The 17,588-nt window shown below is 40.8% G+C and carries 19 protein-coding genes and 1 tRNA gene; 7 read left to right on the forward strand and 13 right to left on the reverse strand.

Translation table 11 applies throughout. From position 1 onward, the window contains the following. The first annotated feature begins 82 nt into the window (after positions 1 to 82). From rfaD to LS69_RS00170, 4 genes are read left to right on the forward strand one after another with little or no spacing between them, the layout of a single operon-like run. Positions 83 to 1,105 carry an ADP-glyceromanno-heptose 6-epimerase gene (gene rfaD / locus LS69_RS00155; protein WP_138121377.1) on the forward strand — a complete coding sequence of 341 codons (1,023 nt, stop codon included), beginning with the start codon at positions 83 to 85 and terminating at the stop codon, positions 1,103 to 1,105. Positions 1,106 to 1,114: 9 nt separating this feature from the next. After that, complete coding sequence (rfaE2, locus tag LS69_RS00160; protein WP_138121378.1) at positions 1,115 to 2,713, forward strand: D-glycero-beta-D-manno-heptose 1-phosphate adenylyltransferase; 1,599 nt, start codon at positions 1,115 to 1,117, stop codon at positions 2,711 to 2,713. A gap of 2 nt (positions 2,714 to 2,715) precedes the next feature. Continuing rightward, on the forward strand, positions 2,716 to 3,276 hold the full coding sequence (gene gmhA / locus LS69_RS00165) for a D-sedoheptulose 7-phosphate isomerase (RefSeq protein WP_138121379.1): 561 nt from the start codon (positions 2,716 to 2,718) through the stop codon (positions 3,274 to 3,276). Then, positions 3,277 to 3,723, forward strand: a complete 447-nt coding sequence (locus tag LS69_RS00170; RefSeq protein ID WP_238699035.1) for a hypothetical protein — start codon at positions 3,277 to 3,279, stop codon at positions 3,721 to 3,723. It abuts the gene before it with no gap. A gap of 231 nt (positions 3,724 to 3,954) precedes the next feature. Here the strand turns inward: LS69_RS00170 and LS69_RS00175 are convergent, their stop codons facing one another. Both LS69_RS00175 and hisF read right to left on the reverse strand, forming a co-directional pair. Next, positions 3,955 to 5,544: an ABC-F family ATP-binding cassette domain-containing protein gene (locus LS69_RS00175; RefSeq protein WP_138121380.1), complete on the reverse strand. Its 1,590-nt coding sequence runs from the start codon at positions 5,542 to 5,544 to the stop codon at positions 3,955 to 3,957. 323 nt (positions 5,545 to 5,867) lie between these two features. Next, positions 5,868 to 6,647 (reverse strand): imidazole glycerol phosphate synthase subunit HisF, encoded by a 780-nt coding sequence (gene hisF, locus LS69_RS00180; RefSeq protein WP_138121574.1) that lies wholly within the window; start codon positions 6,645 to 6,647, stop codon positions 5,868 to 5,870. Positions 6,648 to 6,770: 123 nt separating this feature from the next. Here hisF and trpS point away from each other — a divergent pair, with 123 nt between their 5' ends. Both trpS and LS69_RS11010 read left to right on the forward strand, forming a co-directional pair. Then, positions 6,771 to 7,766: a tryptophan--tRNA ligase gene (trpS, locus tag LS69_RS00185; RefSeq protein ID WP_138121381.1), complete on the forward strand. Its 996-nt coding sequence runs from the start codon at positions 6,771 to 6,773 to the stop codon at positions 7,764 to 7,766. Between the two features lie 137 nt (positions 7,767 to 7,903). Beyond that, positions 7,904 to 8,035: a hypothetical protein gene (locus LS69_RS11010; protein WP_275050945.1), complete on the forward strand. Its 132-nt coding sequence runs from the start codon at positions 7,904 to 7,906 to the stop codon at positions 8,033 to 8,035. 242 nt (positions 8,036 to 8,277) lie between these two features. Here the strand turns inward: LS69_RS11010 and LS69_RS00190 are convergent, their stop codons facing one another. The 11 genes from LS69_RS00190 to LS69_RS00240 all read right to left on the reverse strand — a co-directional run bounded on the left by LS69_RS00190 (position 8,278) and on the right by LS69_RS00240 (position 16,342). Beyond that, positions 8,278 to 9,141: an MqnA/MqnD/SBP family protein gene (locus tag LS69_RS00190; protein ID WP_138121382.1), complete on the reverse strand. Its 864-nt coding sequence runs from the start codon at positions 9,139 to 9,141 to the stop codon at positions 8,278 to 8,280. Beyond that, the gene (gene waaF, locus LS69_RS00195) at positions 9,138 to 10,298 is read right to left on the reverse strand and encodes a lipopolysaccharide heptosyltransferase II (RefSeq protein WP_138121383.1); all 1,161 of its coding nucleotides are present in this window, start codon (positions 10,296 to 10,298) and stop codon (positions 9,138 to 9,140) included. The genes LS69_RS00190 and waaF overlap by 4 nt, the downstream gene beginning before the upstream one ends. Further along, positions 10,295 to 11,440: a glycosyltransferase family 4 protein gene (locus tag LS69_RS00200; protein ID WP_138121384.1), complete on the reverse strand. Its 1,146-nt coding sequence runs from the start codon at positions 11,438 to 11,440 to the stop codon at positions 10,295 to 10,297. The genes waaF and LS69_RS00200 overlap by 4 nt, the downstream gene beginning before the upstream one ends. Then, positions 11,437 to 11,928 (reverse strand): shikimate kinase, encoded by a 492-nt coding sequence (locus LS69_RS00205; protein ID WP_138121385.1) that lies wholly within the window; start codon positions 11,926 to 11,928, stop codon positions 11,437 to 11,439. The genes LS69_RS00200 and LS69_RS00205 overlap by 4 nt, the downstream gene beginning before the upstream one ends. Further along, positions 11,915 to 12,769, reverse strand: a complete 855-nt coding sequence (locus LS69_RS00210) for an AMIN domain-containing protein (RefSeq protein WP_238699036.1) — start codon at positions 12,767 to 12,769, stop codon at positions 11,915 to 11,917. The genes LS69_RS00205 and LS69_RS00210 overlap by 14 nt, the downstream gene beginning before the upstream one ends. After that, entirely contained in the window at positions 12,766 to 13,011 is a 246-nt protein-coding gene (locus tag LS69_RS00215; RefSeq protein ID WP_138121386.1) for a hypothetical protein, read from the reverse strand. The genes LS69_RS00210 and LS69_RS00215 overlap by 4 nt, the downstream gene beginning before the upstream one ends. Then, complete coding sequence (gene eno, locus LS69_RS00220) at positions 13,011 to 14,285, reverse strand: phosphopyruvate hydratase (RefSeq protein ID WP_138121387.1); 1,275 nt, start codon at positions 14,283 to 14,285, stop codon at positions 13,011 to 13,013. The genes LS69_RS00215 and eno overlap by 1 nt, the downstream gene beginning before the upstream one ends. Next, positions 14,285 to 14,518: a hypothetical protein gene (locus tag LS69_RS00225; RefSeq protein ID WP_138121388.1), complete on the reverse strand. Its 234-nt coding sequence runs from the start codon at positions 14,516 to 14,518 to the stop codon at positions 14,285 to 14,287. The genes eno and LS69_RS00225 overlap by 1 nt, the downstream gene beginning before the upstream one ends. Before the next feature lie 10 nt (positions 14,519 to 14,528). Further along, positions 14,529 to 15,566 carry a recombinase RecA gene (gene recA, locus LS69_RS00230; protein WP_138121389.1) on the reverse strand — a complete coding sequence of 346 codons (1,038 nt, stop codon included), beginning with the start codon at positions 15,564 to 15,566 and terminating at the stop codon, positions 14,529 to 14,531. 349 nt (positions 15,567 to 15,915) lie between these two features. After that, a tRNA-Arg gene (locus LS69_RS00235) sits at positions 15,916 to 15,992 on the reverse strand. A gap of 53 nt (positions 15,993 to 16,045) precedes the next feature. Then, positions 16,046 to 16,342: an HU family DNA-binding protein gene (locus LS69_RS00240; protein ID WP_138121390.1), complete on the reverse strand. Its 297-nt coding sequence runs from the start codon at positions 16,340 to 16,342 to the stop codon at positions 16,046 to 16,048. A 250-nt stretch (positions 16,343 to 16,592) separates the two neighbouring features. On the opposite strand from LS69_RS00240, the gene gap reads away from it, so the two are divergent. After that, positions 16,593 to 17,588 (forward strand): type I glyceraldehyde-3-phosphate dehydrogenase, encoded by a 996-nt coding sequence (gap, locus tag LS69_RS00245; RefSeq protein ID WP_138121391.1) that lies wholly within the window; start codon positions 16,593 to 16,595, stop codon positions 17,586 to 17,588.

Below are 17,588 nucleotides of genomic sequence, written 5' to 3' on the forward strand. Positions count from 1 at the left end.
TAATGAGGAATTTTAAATAATTTTGATAAAATACCTTATCTTATCCAAAAATAAGGATTCTACAATCCCAAAAGGAGATAACTTGCAATATATTGATGATTCACTAAAGGGCAAACGCATTTTAATCACAGGAGGAGCGGGATTTATTGGTTCAAATCTTGCGCTTTATTTCCAAAAGCACCATAAAGACGCGGAAGTCGTGGTGTTTGATAGTTTTAGAAGTGAAATGAGATTCGGGAATGGCAACTTTAAATCTTTGGGGCATTTTAAGAATTTGCTTGGGTTTAATGGAGAAGTGATTGTCGGGGATATTACAAACAAAGAGGATTTATCAAGACTAGAGAATCGTAAATTTGATTATATCTTCCACCAAGCCGCAATTTCAGATACCACGGTGCGGAATCAAGAAGCGATTTTACGCGCGAATGTGAATGCTTATAAAGACTTGTTGGATTTGTGTGTGCGAAGCAATGCGGCGATGATTTATGCTTCAAGCGCGGGGGTTTATGGCAATAGTTCTGCGCCTAATAGCATTGGTAGCGGAGAGATTCCAGAAAATGTCTATGGATTTTCTAAATTAATGATGGATAATTTGACCTTTAAATATCTCAAAAACTTCCCGCTTTTGCATATTGTGGGGTTGCGGTATTTTAATGTTTATGGCGAAAATGAGCTTTATAAGGGTAAAACCGCTTCTATGATTTTGCAATTAGGCTTGCAAGCGTTGGAATCTAAAAAAGTGCGCTTGTTTAAAATGGGCGAACAAAAGCGCGATTTTGTGTATATCCAAGATGTGATTGCCGCAAATGTCAAGGCAATCCAAGCCCAAAAAAGTGGCGTGTATAATGTCGGCAGTGGCAAGGCGCGAAGTTACAATGATATTGTGGATTGCTTGAAGATGGATTTGGGAGATTTTGAAGTAGAATACATTGATAATCCTTATGAGTTTTTCCAAACTCACACTGAAGCCAATATTGTTTTGACGAAGAAGTTTTTGGATTATCAGCCGCGATTCTCACTAGAAGTTGGAATCAAAAACTATCTCAAACAAATCAAAGAAATCCACAGCAAAGGCTTGTGGCAAAAACTTGCAAACGAGCATTAAGGAAAATAAGTGAAACCAAATATTCTAGTCGTGGGAGATTTGATTTTAGATCATTATATTTGGGGGAATTGCGAACGCATTTCTCCAGAAGCTCCTGTGCAAGTGGTGGAGGTTAAACGCGAATCCTTAAGCCTTGGCGGGGCTTGTAATGTCGCTAATAATCTTGTGAGTTTGGAATCTAATGTGTGGATTTGCGGAATGATAGGCTGCGATGAAGCGGGGGAAACTTTGAAAAAAGAGTTGGAAAATAGAGGAATCCATACGCGAGGAATCTTCCACAATCCTGCGCGTCCCACGACACAAAAATCCCGCTTGATTGCTTCACACCAGCAAGTCGTGCGCATTGATAGAGAGGATAAAAGCCCAATCTCCAAAGAGGGCGAAGCATTTATTTTGGATTTTGTTAAACTTGTATTAAAGGAATCCCAAATCCAATGTATCGTGCTAAGTGATTATCAAAAGGGCGTTTTAAGCGTTGATTTGACGCAAAGTTTGATTGCACTTGCCAAAGTGGAGGATATTAAGATTCTAGCAGACCCAAAAGGCAAAGACTATCGCAAATATAAAGGTGCGACGCTTCTTACGCCCAACAAAAAAGAAGCAAAAGAAGCCACAGGAATCGCAATTACAAGCGAGGATTCTTTGCGCGAATGTATCGTGGAGTTGCAAAGATTATGCGCATTAGAGATTCCATTAATCACTTTAAGCGAAGATGGAATCGCATTTGCCACGACTGCAAGGGATTCCCTGCAAAGCAAAGATTCTGCGCAAACGCAGGATTCCAAGCCTCATCAAATAAAAATAGAGAGAATCCCAACGATTGCAAGAGAAGTGTTTGATGTAACGGGCGCGGGAGACACGGTGATTGCCTCTTTGGCTTATGCGTTGGCATTGGGCGAGCCTATTTTACAAAGCGTGTATTTCGCCAATGCCGCCGCTGCGGTGGTGGTGAGCAAAGTGGGTTCTGCGACTGCAAGTAAGCAAGAGATTCTAGCTTACTTGAAGCGCAATAATCTTTTGGATTCTGCTTTGGCAAATTCACAATTTCTAAAAATCTTTGGCACACCTTTAGAGAGGGATTCTAACGCATTAAATGCGCAAATCTCTAAAATCTTGAAGCGACAAAAGCCTAATTTGTATTGGGATAAATGGGTTGGAGCGCAGAATTTAGACGCGTTTTTGGAATCCTTAGCGCAACTCAAAAAAGAGAATCTTCAAGTGATTTTTACTAATGGTTGTTTTGATATTTTGCATTTAGGGCATATTGATTATTTGCACAAAGCACGAGCTTTAGGAGATTTGTTGGTTGTGGGTTTAAATAGCGATGCTTCTATCAAGCGTCTTAAAGGGCAATCACGCCCCATCAATCAAGAACACGATAGAATCGCAATGCTTTGTGCTTTGGAATGTGTGGATTTCGTGATTGTGTTTGATGAAGATACGCCACTAGATTTAATCGCCAAGATTCGTCCAAATATCCTAGTAAAAGGTGCGGATTATCAAGGCAGAGAAGTCGTTGGAAGCGAGTTTAGCGAAGCGGTGCGCCTCATAGAGTTTGTGGAGGGCAAAAGCACAACCCAATTAATCCAAAAAATAAAGGAATCTTGAGAATGAAAAAAGTGATTTTAGCGGAGATGAATGCGCATTTAAAGACCGCGCAAAAAATGGAATCTCTTGCAGAGGATTTGCAAAAAGCCGCCCAAATGGCAATCCATACGCTAAAAAATGGTGGCAAGATTTTATTGTGCGGCAATGGAGGAAGCGCGGCAGATAGCCAACATATCGCCGCAGAACTTACGGGAAGATACAAAAGAGAGCGCAGAGGTTTATGCGCAATTGCGCTGACGACAGATACGAGTGCGTTAAGTGCGATTGGCAACGACTATGGCTATGATTTTGTGTTTTCGCGTCAATGTGAAGCACTTGCGCAAAAAGGAGATTTGCTATGGGGAATCTCTACAAGTGGCAATAGTCAAAATGTGCTTAACGCCCTAAAAGTTGCGCGTGAAATTGGGTGTGCGACTTTGGGATTCAGCGGACGCGATGGGGGAGCGATGCGCACACTTTGCGATGTGTTGCTTATCTCTCCAAGTGAAGATACGCCACGAATCCAAGAAATGCACATTTTAATGGGGCATATTTTGTGTGATTTGATTGAAAGGGAGTTTTAGTTGCAAGAATTTTTCACAAAAATGATAGAAGCGTGTGAAAGTCAGAAGTTTAGTCTAAATTCCGCGCTTTTTGCGCAACTCCAAAGCGAGGGAATCCGCGCGAATTTCGCGGATTTACGCGCAGATGAGAGAGGGATTTATTTTGGTTTTTCTAATGGCAAGTTTTGCAAAGTAATGCTTTATCAAGCACGAATCCAAGAATCTACTTTTAGGGCTAAAGGCGACCCTTTCGTGCACCTGTGCGCGTGTGAGGAGTGTTTGGAGAATCTTGCTAATCCCGATTTTATCGCCACCATTTCGCTAAATCTCCGCTTCTTTTTGGGGATTTATTCTCATAAAGTGCAGACGAAGTTTTTTAACGATAAACCTTTGAATCTTTGCCCAAAATGCGCCAAAACCCTAGCGGAGCATTTCAAGGGTGATTTAAGGGTGTTTTTTGGGAGTTAAGGGGGTTCGACTTAAAATTGCCTTTGTTGATATTGCGGGATTCTACATTGTTAAGAATCGCATTTAGTAGCACTGCATATTTGGGATTTTATTGTGTTTCAAATCTCCCGCCACCTTCACAAGGAAAAGCAATCTAAACCTAAGAATTTCGTGCCTAAAAGGATTCCACAGCAGGAATCCCAAAGTTAAAAACGCGCAAAAAGCATATAGAGCTACAAGTAGCAATCAAAGCTATCCGCGTGATGCCAAATATTCCTCATAATTTCCGCGAAAATCTATAACTTCGTTGTTTTCTTTAAACTCTATAATCCGATTGGCATACGCGTCAATTAGTTCTCTATCGTGGCTTATGCAAATCACATTGCCATTGTATTTATAGAGTGCTTCGCCAAGTGCGATAATCGCCTCTAAATCTAAATGGTTGGTGGGTTCATCAAGCACGAGGAAATTCCCACTCTCTAGCATAAGTTTGCTTAGCATTATGCGGTGTTTTTCGCCTCCGCTCAAACTCCCCACACTTTTTTCTTGCTCCTCGCCATTAAAGAGCATTCGTCCAAGTGCGTTACGGATTTCTCCCGCTTCTTTTTTCTTATCAAAGCCTCTTAGCCATTCATAGAGGGTTTCAGTGCCTTGAATCTTATCGGTTGTGTTTTGCGGGAAATAACCGCGTTCAATCGTCGCGCCCCACCGAATGCTTCCTTGTTGCGGGGTGAGATTCTCACAAATTAGCTCACAAAAGGTTGTTTTTCCGATTCCATTGCGCCCAATGAGCGCGATTTTATCACCGGGCAGAATCGTGAGATTGAGTGCGTTAAAAATACGCAAATCCCCATAACTAAAGCTAAGATTTTCTATATTTAAGGCTTCGTTGCCAATGTTGCGGTTGGATTTAAACACGATGCTCGGGTCGCGGCGGCTTGAGACTTCAAGGCTTTTAATGTCTAGCTTATCTAGCTGTTTTTGCCTTGAAGTGGCTTGTTTCGCTTTGGAAGCATTTGCGGAGAATCGCGCGATAAAAGATTCCAATTCCTCTTTTTCTTTAAGCTTTTTGTTGCGCTCCATTTCTTGTTGTTTGGCAATCAAAGTCGAAGCGATATACCAATCATCGTAATTTCCACTAAACTCACGCACATTTTTAAAATCCAAATCCAAAATGTGTGTGCAAACGCTATTTAAAAAGTGCCTATCGTGCGAAATAACAACCAAAGTGCCTTCGTGTCGTTTAAGTTGCTCCTCTAGGTATTCAATAGCTTTTAAGTCTAAGTTGTTGGTTGGCTCATCTAAAAACAAAATATCTGGCTTAGGAAACAAAACTTGCGCCAAAAGCACCTTGAATTTATCTCCTCCCGTTAAGGTTTTCATCGGCTCTTCGTGAAGCGACGCGGGGAATCCCAAATCTTCTAAAATTTTTTCAATCTGCACATCGTATTCATAAGTCGGGTCTTCCTCGCTGCAAATCATTTCTAGTTCGCCCAAACGCATATTGACTTCATCGCTGAAATCCCCGGCATTATAAAGCGATTCCTTTTCTTTGATAGCGTCATAAAGCCGCTTGTTACCAAAAAGCACACAATCTTTAATGCTAAAATCTTCAAATGCAAATTGATTCTGCCCCAACACGCCAAGCCTCGCATTGGGGTCAAAAGAAATCTCTCCGCTTGTGTGTTCAATCTCTCCACTAAGGATTTTTAAAAAGGTAGATTTACCCGCGCCATTTGCGCCAATCAGCCCATAACGCTTACTCTTATCTAGCTTAAGATTCACATTTTCAAAAAGTTTTTTGGTCGCATATTGCATTCCAAGTCCGGTAATTTGAACCATATTTGCCTACTTTCTTTGAGATTAAAATTTTTGTGATTTTAATTAAATTTTGCTTAATTTATTGTGGGATTTTGCGCGAGTAGAATCGTGGTGCGTAATTTGTGAAACAAATTTCACCTACACTTGCAAATCTATAATATTGAATTTGAGAAAATGTGCAATGGAATCCTAAAGGGATTCTGTTACTTTGTCATTGCGAGTGAGTGAAATAAACGCGGCAATCCACGCTTTGCATACCAAAAAGTATATGACGCAATCTTTAGCGAGATTCTAGATTATGGATTATTTCGCCCTTGTTTTCCTTGCAATGACGCCATAGAATCCTAAAGTCTTATTGGGATTTCTTGTGCCTTTAAATATCGCTTCAAGTCCATAATATTAATTTCTTGATAATGAAAAATAGAGGCGGCAAGTGCGGCGTCCGCGCCATTTTCAAAGGCTTGTAAGATGTGTTCTTTGTTTCCCGCGCCACCACTTGCGATAAGCGGAATCCCAACGCTTTTAGAAATCAATCTTAACTGCTCCAAATCATAGCCTGTTTTTGTGCCATCGCAATCCATACTAGTAAGCAGAATCTCGCCCGCCCCACGATTATAGGCTTCTTTTGTCCATTGCAACAAATCAATCCCGCTATTTTGTCTTCCGCCATGCGTATAGACTTCCCAGCCTCCTTGCCGACTTTCGCTATTGACGCGCTTCTTTGCGTCTATTGCGACGACAATACATTGTGAGCCAAAGCGTTTTGCGCTTTGTGTGATTAAATCAGGATTCTTGATTGCCGCAGAGTTGAGGCTGATTTTATCGCAACCAGCGTTAAGCAAATCATAAATTTGCTCCAAACTTCCAATGCCCCCCCCCACGGTGAGAGGGATAAAGATCTCTCTAGCGACAGAACGCACCATTTCTAGCATAGCTCCTCGCGCTTCAATCGTTGCGGTAATATCTAAAAAGGTGAGTTCATCTGCGCCCTCGTCATTATAGCGTTTTGCCACTTCTATGGGATTCCCCGCGTCTTGAAGTCCCACGAAATTCACTCCCTTAACCACGCGCCCGTTTTTAATATCTAGGCATGGAATAATGCGTTTTGCTAGTTCCACAACAATCCTTTGCAATTTTTGTGGAATCTTAACAAAATCCACTTTAAACAACGCGTTTTTTGTGGTTTTCTAGTATAATTGCGCACAATTAACCCAAATAAATAGTGATTTTAGTCAAGAAGGAAACCAATGCAACAAAGCAAACCGCGTGTATTTTCAGGGATTCAACCCACAGGCAATATTCATTTAGGCAATTATTTAGGAGCGGTGAAAAATTGGGTGGATTCGCAAGATAGTTATGAAAATATCTTCTGTGTGGTAAATTCTCACGCAATTACGATTCCGCAAGACCCTAAGATTCTGCACCAAAAAACTTATGATTTGTGTGCAATGCTTCTAGCGTGTGGAATAAATCCCCAAAAATCCACGCTTTTTATTCAATCCACAATCCAAGAACATACTTCTTTAGCGTGGTTGCTTACTTGCATTACGCCAATGGGGGATTTAAGTCGTATGACACAATTTAAAGATAAAAGCCAAAAGAATCCCAAAAATATTTTTGCCGGGCTTTTTAACTATCCTAATCTAATGAGTGCGGATATTTTGCTCTATAAAAGCAATTTTGTGCCTGTGGGAGAAGACCAAAAGCAACACATTGAATTGGCGCGGGATACCGCGATGCGCTTTAATCGTGATTTTGGGGAAACTTTTGTCGTGCCTGAACCTCTAATCTTAAAAGAAGGTGCGCGCATTATGGGCTTAGATGACCCGAGCAAAAAGATGAGCAAAAGCTCAAGTGATAAGCCCAATCATTCTATCGCGCTCATTGATGCGCCCGAAGTGATTGTTAAGAAATTCAAAAAAGCCACGACAGATAGCGAGGGAATCATCGCATTTGATAAGAAGCGCGCGGGAGTTTATAATCTGCTAAACATTTATCAATGCTTCACCAAAGAATCGCAAGAGGCGATAGAAGCGGAGTTTTTCGGGCTTGGCTATGGGAAACTTAAAGAAAGAGTAGCGGAAGTCGTAGTGGAGGGATTGCGCCCGATTCGCGAATCCTATGAGAAGCTCATCAATCAAAAGGATTATTTGCATAAAATCCTAGAAGAGGGAGAGAAGTGCGCCCGAGAAATCGCCACTGCAACTTACAAGGAAGCAAAAGAAAAAATGGGGCTTGTATAGGCTTGTGTAAAGGTTGCTTGTGGAATTCTAGCGCATTGCGAGAATGAAAGTGTGGCAGTTCGCGATTCTGCTAAGGCATTCTTGTGAGAGATTCGTAGGGAATGTTGGCAACTTTTGATTTTGTAATGGAATCTTTTTTGACGAGGTTCTATGTTATGGATTGCTTCGTTCTTGTAGTCCTTGCAATGACGGCAGGGTGGAATTGCAATGTGCTACTTCGTCATTGCGAAGATTCTGCGATAGTAGAATCGTGGCAATCTATAATCTAAAATCTCGCCATTGTGGAATCCGCTTTTATTTAAAATTATAGATTGCCACGAAAATTTTTCAAATTTTCTCGTAATGACGCATAGTGTGTGAATCTCTGATATTGGGTTCAAGAGAAATAAGCAATAAAATTTCTAATGCAAAATTCTTATGCTTGGATTGTTTTGTCTCCCCATTTTATTTGCTTTGCGTAATGACAAAATGTCTTGCAAGGGCGCAAGGCAAGGCAAAATGCGCAGAATCCCTATTGTGTGCGGAAGTCTTTATATTCTGTGGGAATGAGGCAATCTTCAACGCTTAAAATCTGCGAGTAGATTTTATGGTCGTAGCCGATTTTAAAAAGTGCGTTGATTGCTTTAAGCTGGGTTTCGTTAAGGCTTACAGAATCTTCGTTGGCGTAGAGGTTGAGATAAGTTTCTAATTGTTTGGAATCCACGCGGATAAGGTTTCTTTCTTGGAGCATGGAAGAGAGCAAGGGTTTGTTGTGGAGCGCGACTTCTACCGCTTTGGTGAGCATTTCCTCGCAAGTAATAGCAACGCTTAAAGGCAAGGAGCGGCGCAAACACATTCCGCCTAATGGCAAGGGAAGATTTGCTTGGTTTAGTTCGCACCAAATATCCCAAATTTCGCGTTCTACTTCCAATCTATCATCAAAAGTCAAGATAGATTCGTGAATCAAAACCCCTGCATCAACTTCGCCATTAAGCACAGCATTTTCAATTTCAAGGAAGTTTTTATAGACGATTCTAGCCTCGGGATAGGCAATCCTAAAAAGCATTGCATTGGTCGTATGTGCGCCACTTAGAGCGACTTTGAAGTTTCGTTTTAGGTTTTTGCCTCTAGGCTTAATGAGTTTAGGACCATAACCTGCACCAAAGCTCACGCCGGTTCTTAGGAGGCATTGTTCTAATGCCAACAAGGGATAAACGCCAAAGGAAATGGCAGAAATGTCTAATTCCCCTTGCAATGCTTTGAGGTTCAGCGTTTCAATGTCCAAAGCGCAGGATTCAAAGCGAATTTCGGGATTCCCAACCCAACCAAAGTTAATCGCATAATACATAAATAAATCGTCTGCATCGGGCGAATGTCCGACTTTTAGAATTCTCATAATGGCTCACTTGTATTTTTGTTGGATTGTATTTCAAGTTTGCTTATAATGGATTGAATTTTGGCAATCACGAGGTTTGGGGTGAGATGACGCATACAAGCGTGGAATCCCGCAGAATCTTTAGGCAAGGGGCAAGTCCGCTTCATACAAGGCGCACATTGGAGTGGCTGCCCTAAAGTTTCAAGAGACAAGATATGGGAATTTTCGGCGTTAAAAGGGCAAGTCTCTCGTGTGTTTGTGGGTCCAAAAAGCGCGAGAGTTGGAATCCCAAACGCACTTGCGATGTGCATAGGACCGCTATCGTTGGTGAGCAAAAAATCAAGCTGCACAAAATAAGCCATAAGGCTTTCAATCGTAGTTTTTCCGCTAAGATTAAGGATATTTGCTTGTAGATTTTGTGGGAAATGCGGAATCTCTTGCAAGGATTTTAGAATTTTTTCGTTGATTGCGTTTTCGCTTTGGACGCCAAAAAGAATCACTTTAAAATCAAGGCGCAACAAAAACTCTATCACAAGGGCGAAGTGGGATTCCTCCCAACGCTTTGCCGCTCCAAATGCCGCTCCCGCATTGATTCCTGCGATTTTGGAATCTTTGAAATGTTGCGGTAAAACAGCCTGTGTAATGGCGTGTTTGGGTGGAGGGTTGAGGTAGAGTTTGGGCGTGGGGTTTGGAATCGCATTAGAGGATTCTAGGGCATTAGGGTCGTTGTGTTGGACTTGAAATTTTTGAAATTTTGGTGCGTGGAGGGTGGATTCTATCAAAGTAGAGAAGCGCAAAGCCTCGTGGAGATTCTTTGGCTTTTGGGGGTGTAATGTGAGTAAAAAGCTGCGCATTTCTGTGCTAAATCCAACGCGAAATTTTGTGCGATTAAAGAAAAGCAAAAGCGCGGAAAGCAGGTTGTTTTGGAAAGTAAATCCCAAATCACAAGGTGGAATGGATTTGGCAAGAGAATAGAGGTTTGGGATTCTAAACTTTGCCTTTTTGCTTCGGTCTTCTATCACGCTTACACGCGGATAATGTGCAAAGAGTGCTATGCTGACGCCACTTCCAACAAGATAAAAATGCGCATGGGGGAATCGCAAAAACAAAATTTCAAGCGCATAAGTTGCCATAACCGCGTCCCCAAGCCAATTTGGGATTCTAACTAAGATATTCATTGTTTTAGCTCATTAATGATTTGCAAGGTTTGTCGGAGATTGTTTTGAATGCTTAGGTGGTGAACCGCGTTACTACAACTTTTTTGCGATTCTTCTAGGAGATTGGGATTGCTTAGCAGTTGGGTTAAAATATCCCCACCTTTTATAAAATCTTGCGGCGAATCTAGTAAAAATTCTTGATTAAATAACTCTCCCGCTCCATTTTGTTTGGTGGTTATAATCGCATTGCCAAAACTCGCGGCTTCTAGGGTTGCATTAGAACATGGCTCATAGGTTGTAGGAAACAAAAAAATATCACTTGCAGCATAAAAGGGTGAAACTTCTGTTTGCGCACCTAGAAATAATACGCTTTCAAGGATTCCTAATTCTTTTGCAAGGTTTTCATAATGCTTTTGGTGCTTCTCTTTGCCGACAATCAAAAAATGCCAATTCTTATTAGAAATGCGAGAAAGCATCAAAAGAGATTCCTTTACGCCTTTTCTTGCATAACCACTTCCGACAAAAAGCACAAGTGTTTTGTGGGCTAATATTGGGAATTTTTGACAAAGATTCGCTTTAGCAGCGGTTTTGTCAAGCGGGTTTGGCAGAGAAATGCCATTATAAATGACACGAATTTTTTGCGGAGGAATCCCGAACCTTTCTATTAAGGAATCCCGAATCATTTTGGAGTTTGTAATGATGATTTTAGCATTTGCAAAAAGCCTAGATTCCACAAAAGTATAAATGGGATTCATTGGATTGAAATAGGATTTGAATTTTAGCCAAACATTGCCCTTAGCTTTGATTTCTAACCATTGCTTGTGGATTCCATCACCTGCACGGTAAATATCGCAATGTAAAACTCGCTCTAAGCTAAAATAAATAGCATTAGGGTTTTGGCGATAATGTTTTTCGTAAGAAAAAAGAAAGAAAAGGAATCTTGAAAATGCAGGGAAAAAAGAGGGCAAAATAACGCGAAATTCTGGAGATTGTCCATAATCACCACTAGAAAAAACTTCAATTTTCGGCGGTGTTTGTTTGGAATCTTCGCCATTGGAAGCGGATTCTTGTTCTGTTTGTTCTAGGGCATTTTTTAGCCTTGTTAAGTATTTTTCTGCGCCGCCAACTTTGGAGTTTTTGAATCTAACAAAAACGAGATTCATAATCTCTCCAATATTTCTTGCGTGATTGTGGAAATGCTTTGATTGGCGTTAATAATATAATGTGCGCAAGATTGATAGTGTGGAAGACGCTCGTGATAGAGTTTTAGAGCTAAATCGTAATCTTGAAATAAAGGACGCTTTTCTCTTTGCTCTGCGTCAAGCCTCTCTACGATTCTATCAAACTCTAAATGCAAAAAGAAAACCTTACCCATTGAGCGGACATCGCAAAACAGGGGCATTCCGCCACCTGTAGAGACGATTGCGTTTTGGATATTGTGCGCGACGAAATGGCAGAATTTGCGCTCCAAATCCCTAAAATAATCTTCTCCAAAAGAATCAAAAATTGCTTTGATACTCAAATCCTCGTTGGATTCAATCAAGGCATCACTATCTAATACCAATGCGCCTTGTGCGCGGTGCAAAGCCTTTGCAATCGTGCTTTTGCCACTCCCCATAAATCCAATTAAGACGCAATTAGTAGAGTTCAATTTGGAAAACCCCTCCGTCTTTTTGTTTGAGCGTGTATTTGTATTGCCCATCAAGATTTAGCGTGATACGATAAAAATCCAAATGTGTGCTTAAAGAAACTTTTGGGATTGAGGGAATTTGTGTTTCAAAGGTTTCTTGAAGCTGTGTTTTGTCGGGTGCTTTGAAATCTAGCACTAAGCGTGTGGGCGAAGCAAGTGTGAAATCACGGAGTAGGCGTAGCGAAGAAGTGAGGCTGATGGTGTTTTTAGTGATTTCAAAATCAAATAAACCACCTAAAGCGAAGCCTTGCAAATCTAAAACTTCGGGAGATTTTGGCTGCACTTCTTGGCTTAAAATAAGCGGAAAATGCCAATCAATATCGCCTTCAAGATTCTGTTCAATGCTTGTGATAGAACCATTAAGGTTTTGGTATTCTACAATGATTTTTTTGATTTTTCTTGCAGTAGAGGGCAGAATCAGCTCGGTTTTAGTAAATAAGTCTAGCTGTGGGGCATTGCCGATTTGTCCGCTTTCTTTGGGTGTAATAATAGGCGTGAAAGGGTCGCGACTTCTTTTGGTGGCATTATTTTCGTCTGCTTTGCTTAAAGGCGTTTGGTCGGGTTCTAACGCATCTTGGGATTGCGCAGGTTGTGAAGCATTTTGGGATTCTTTTGGTGTTTGGGTGAGATTATTATTTCGCGTATGGGTATTTTGAGATTCCGCAGTTTGTGTATTTGAGGAAGATTGTTTTTGTGTGTCAATGTTTAGGGTTGGAATCTCGGGCAATGCTTCTAGTTTGTTTTCTTGAGCAAATGCCACACTTGCAATCATCACACCGAAGATTAAGGTTAAATATTTCATTGGGGTTCAAGTCCTTTCAATTCAAAAAGTTCTTTTTGTAGGTTGGCGTTTTCGTGCATTAAGCGATTTACTTCCGTGCTCATTTGGGATTCCTTATCCTTAAGTCCCATAAGCACACTTAAAGAGTTGTTTCCAAAGAGGAGATTGCCAAAATAAACTCCTACAAGGCAAATCAACAAAACAAGGCTTAAAAAGGGCAAAAGCTTGTAGAATCCACCCTTTTTAAAGGTTGGCGGTTCCATTATTTTGCAAAAAGCTTTTTACCAAGATAAACAGGGAATCCCAACTCGTTTTGAATTGCTAATAAGCGGTTGTATTTCGCCATACGCTCACTTCTTGCTGTGGAGCCTGTTTTGATTTCACCTGTATTTAATGCTACGGCAAAATCAGCGATGAAGCTATCCTCGCTTTCTCCGCTACGATGGCTCATAATGCAGCGGTAATTGTTGCGTTGTGCAAGGCGGACGGTTTGCATTGTTTGGCTGACCGTTCCGATTTGGTTAGGTTTAATCAAAACTGCGTTTGCAATATTTTTCGCAATTCCTTCTTCTAAAATCTTAGCATTAGTTACAAACAAATCATCCCCTACAAGTTGCACCTTGTTTCCGAGTTTTTGCGTGAGTTTGCTCCAACCCTCCCAATCGTCTTCGCTTAAGCCGTCTTCAATGGAGACAATAGGATATTTTGCGATGAGTTTTTCGTAATATTCAATGAGTTCTTCACTGCTTAGGTTTTTGCCCTCACCTTTGAGGCAATAAATGCCTTGTTCATTGACAAATTCGCTACTTGCGACATCAAGCGCGATGGCGATTTGTTCGCCCTCCTTATATCCTGCTTTTTTGACGGCTTCAAGAATAATTTGAATCGGCTCTTCATTGGTTTTTAGATTCGGTGCGAATCCTCCCTCATCGCCAATGCTTGTAATGTGTTTGGAATCCTTGAGAAGCTTTTTAAGATGTTGGTAAATCTCCGCACTTGCGCGTAGAGATTCGCTAAAACTTTCAAATCCCACAGGCATAATCATATATTCTTGAAAATCCACCGTGTTATCTGCGTGGCTTCCTCCATTGATAATGTTTAGCATCGGGATAGGCAAGGTCAATGCGTTTGCTCCGCCTAAATAACGATAAAGCGGGAGATTTAGGCTCTTAGCTGCTGCTCTTGCAACCGCCATTGAGACGCCCAAAGCTGCGTTTGCACCTATGTTTGAGAAGTTGTCCGTCCCATCAATTTCTATTAAAAGATTGTCAATTGCCGCTTGATCAAAAGGGCTTAATCCGGTAATAGAATCGCAAAGGATTGTATTAATGTTTTCACACGCTTTTAAAACGCCTTTACCTAAGAATCGCTCACCGCCATCGCGCAATTCTAAAGCCTCTCTTTTGCCCGTGCTTGCACCACTTGGCACAATCGCACTTGCCACGCTCCCATCACTTAAAAGAATCGTGGCTTTCACCGTTGGGTTACCTCTGCTGTCTAATACTTCTTGTGCGTTTAACTCGTCAATGTAAATCATTAGTTCTCCTTATTTGATGCGCTAGATTGTTGGGAAGATTTAGAATCATGGGATTCTTGTTTTGTTTGTGGGTTGCTCTCGTTAGGTTTGCTTGTCAAAGAAGCCTTATCCTCTTCGCTTAGCGTAAAGCCTCCTGCGCCTGAAACCATACAGCAAGAATCCTCGTTAGCTAAAAGCATTTTAGGGATTCCAAACAAAGCCACCGCTAGAGTGATTGTCAAGATTTTTTTCATCATTTACTCCTTAGGATTCTACTTCATCGGAATCATCACTAGATAAATCATCAGAGATTGAAATAGACGCTTTGATTTTCTCGCCAATCTCTTGGGCAATCTCTGGATTCTCTTTTAAAAAAGCCTTTGCATTTTCTTTGCCTTGCCCAAGTTTTTTGTCTTGATAGCTTAGCCACGCGCCGCTTTTATCCACAATATCTAGTTTGACGCCATAGTCAATTAGTTCTCCCTCTCTGCTGATTCCCTCACCAAACATAATGTCAAATTCTGCGCCTCTAAAAGGTGGTGCGACTTTGTTTTTAACAACTTTAGCTTTGACGCGATTCCCGATATTTTGTTCGCCTTGTTTGAGCGTTGCGATTCTACGCACATCAATCCGCACACTTGCATAAAATTTTAGTGCATTTCCACCTGTGGTGGTTTCGGGGCTTCCATAGCCCATCATACCGATTTTCATACGAATTTGATTGATAAAAATCACGGTGGTATTCATTTTGTGAATGACGCCGGTTACTTTTCGCAATGCCTGACTCATCAAACGCGCTTGTAGTCCGACATGCTGGTCTCCCATATCGCCATCAATCTCGCTTTTTGGTGTGAGTGCCGCCACGGAGTCAATCACGATTAAATCTACGCCACCGCTTCTCGTGAGCGTTTCTAAGATTTCTAATGCTTGTTCGCCAAAATCTGGCTGGGAAACAAGCAGATTTTCTACATCTACGCCTAGTCGTTTAGCATAAGTAACATCAAGTGCGTGTTCTGCGTCAATAAAAGCACAGATTCCGCCTTTTTTTTGGCATTCCGCGACAATCTGCAATGCCAAAGTGGTTTTACCCGAGCTTTCTGGTCCATAAACCTCTATAATGCGCCCTTTTGGCACACCACCGATTCCAAGTGCAATATCAAGCCCCAAAGAACCTGTGCTAATGGAATCAATTTTTTCTACCGGTTTGTCGCCAAGCCTGATTAATGCGCCCTTTCCAAAGGCTTTATCAATTTGCTTAATGGCAAGTTCAATCGCTTTTTGTTTGTTTTCGTCCAACGCCATTTTTTCTCCTAAAAATTAAAACTTTAATTGTAGCCAAAAAACACATAAAATTTCAAAATTCTAATCTAGTCTGTTTGGAATCTGTGGTTGTTTTTGTGAATTTTTGGGTTTGAAATGAGCGGGGTGGAATCCCAAAATAGCTTTGTGCTTTATGTTTTAATGCAATTAGAGGCATAGAAGACTAAGGATTTTCCCATTCGTTTTTAAAATCTTTATTTTTTGATTTGCAAATTATTATAGAATTTATTTGATGAGGCATTTTGAAAATTCAAAAAAGAATCTAAGCAAGGTATGTTTTAAAAGTGCAGTTTATATCAAGGACGATTATCTAAAGTGTTTTTGTTTGATGTGGTGTCCTCGATGCGATTCGAACGCATGACCTCACGATTAGGAATCGTGTGCTCTATCCTACTGAGCTACGGGGACAATAGCAAAGCAGTCTTGAGAAAGCCCAACGCGAAAAGTTGGGCATAAAGAAGTTATTTTTTGCCTTTTTTAGCTGCAGCAACTGCGTCTTTAAGACCTTTTCCAGCTTTAAATTTAGGCACGAATTTATCGCTTGTTTTGTATTTTTTAGTTGTTCCGGGAACAACACCTTCTTTACCTTTTTGAAGCACGGTTTCGAATTTACCAAAACCTACAAGTTCAATGCTTTCTTTTTTAGCAAGTGCCTCACTAACCGCAGCTACAAAAGTGCTGATTGCTCTTTCAGCTTCTTTTTTAGTCTCATACTCTCCGACTTTTTTTACCAAGTCAACGAATTCTGATTTGTTCATTTTGGAAACCTCCATAAAAAGTTTAAAAACGCGTTATTGTAGCATAAATTTGCGATTGTCAAGACTTTTTCTTAAAAAAAATGCAAATTTTGCCCTATTTTTCCACAAAACCCTATGCGCTTTTGACTTAATCACTTACTTTTGGGCTGATTTGTAAGATTCTTTGTTTCTCTTTTAAGAATCACTCAAGGAAGTTTTAAATAATATTTTGGCAATTTTAAATTGATATATTTTAGGTTAAGGAGAAAGAATGGCTCTTAAAGTCGCAGTTAATGGAACAGGAAGAATTGGTTTGTGTGTGTGCAAGATTTTAAGTGAGCGCGAGGATTTGGAGCTTGTCGCGCTGAATACTACAATGCCCATAGATACGCTTATTCATCTGCTAAAATACGATTCAGTGCAAAAAAACAGCGGGGTAGAAAAGCTAAGCGAAAACAGCATTAGAATCGGAAAACAAAAAAATATCCAAATTATCAGCACACGCGAGATTAAAGAGCTAAATTTCGGCAAATTCGGCGCAGAACTTGTGATAGAATGCACCGGGGCTTTTAATGATATAAACAAAGCAAGTGCGCATCTTTATGGTGGAATCAAACGCGTTGTAATTTCTGCCCCTGCAACCGACGCTCCAACTTTTGTTTATGGCGTCAACCACAAAAGTTATCAAGGCGAATCGGTGATTTCTAATGCAAGTTGCACAACTAACGCGCTTGCGCCTATTGCTAAAGTTTTGCATGATAATTTTACGATTTTAAGCGGACTCATGACAACCATTCACAGCTATACCAATGACCAAAATCTGTTGGATTCTAAACATAAAGACTTGCGACGCGCCCGTGCTGCAGCTTTGAATATGATTCCAACTTCCACAGGAGCAGCGAAAGCTATCGGGCTTGTAATGCCCGAGCTTAAAGGTAAGTTGAATGGATTTGCGATTCGTGTGCCAACTCCCGATGTGAGCGTTGTGGATTTGACTTGTGTTACCAAACAACCCATTACAAAAGAATCCGTAAATGAAGTTTTTGAAAAAGCCGCACTTGGCGCATTTAAAGATTTGATTTTGGTAGATAATGAAAAACGCGTTTCAGGGGATTTTATCGGAAGCACATATAGCAGTATTTTTATCCCAGATTGCACGGTGGTAGTTGGCGAAAATCAGCTAAAAGTTGTTGCTTGGTATGATAATGAATGGGGTTATTCTACGCGCTTGGTGGATATGGCAAGTTTCGTGGGTGCTAGTATTTAA

Source organism: Helicobacter sp. MIT 05-5294 (assembly GCF_000765675.1).
Lineage (GTDB): Bacteria > Campylobacterota > Campylobacteria > Campylobacterales > Helicobacteraceae > Helicobacter_D.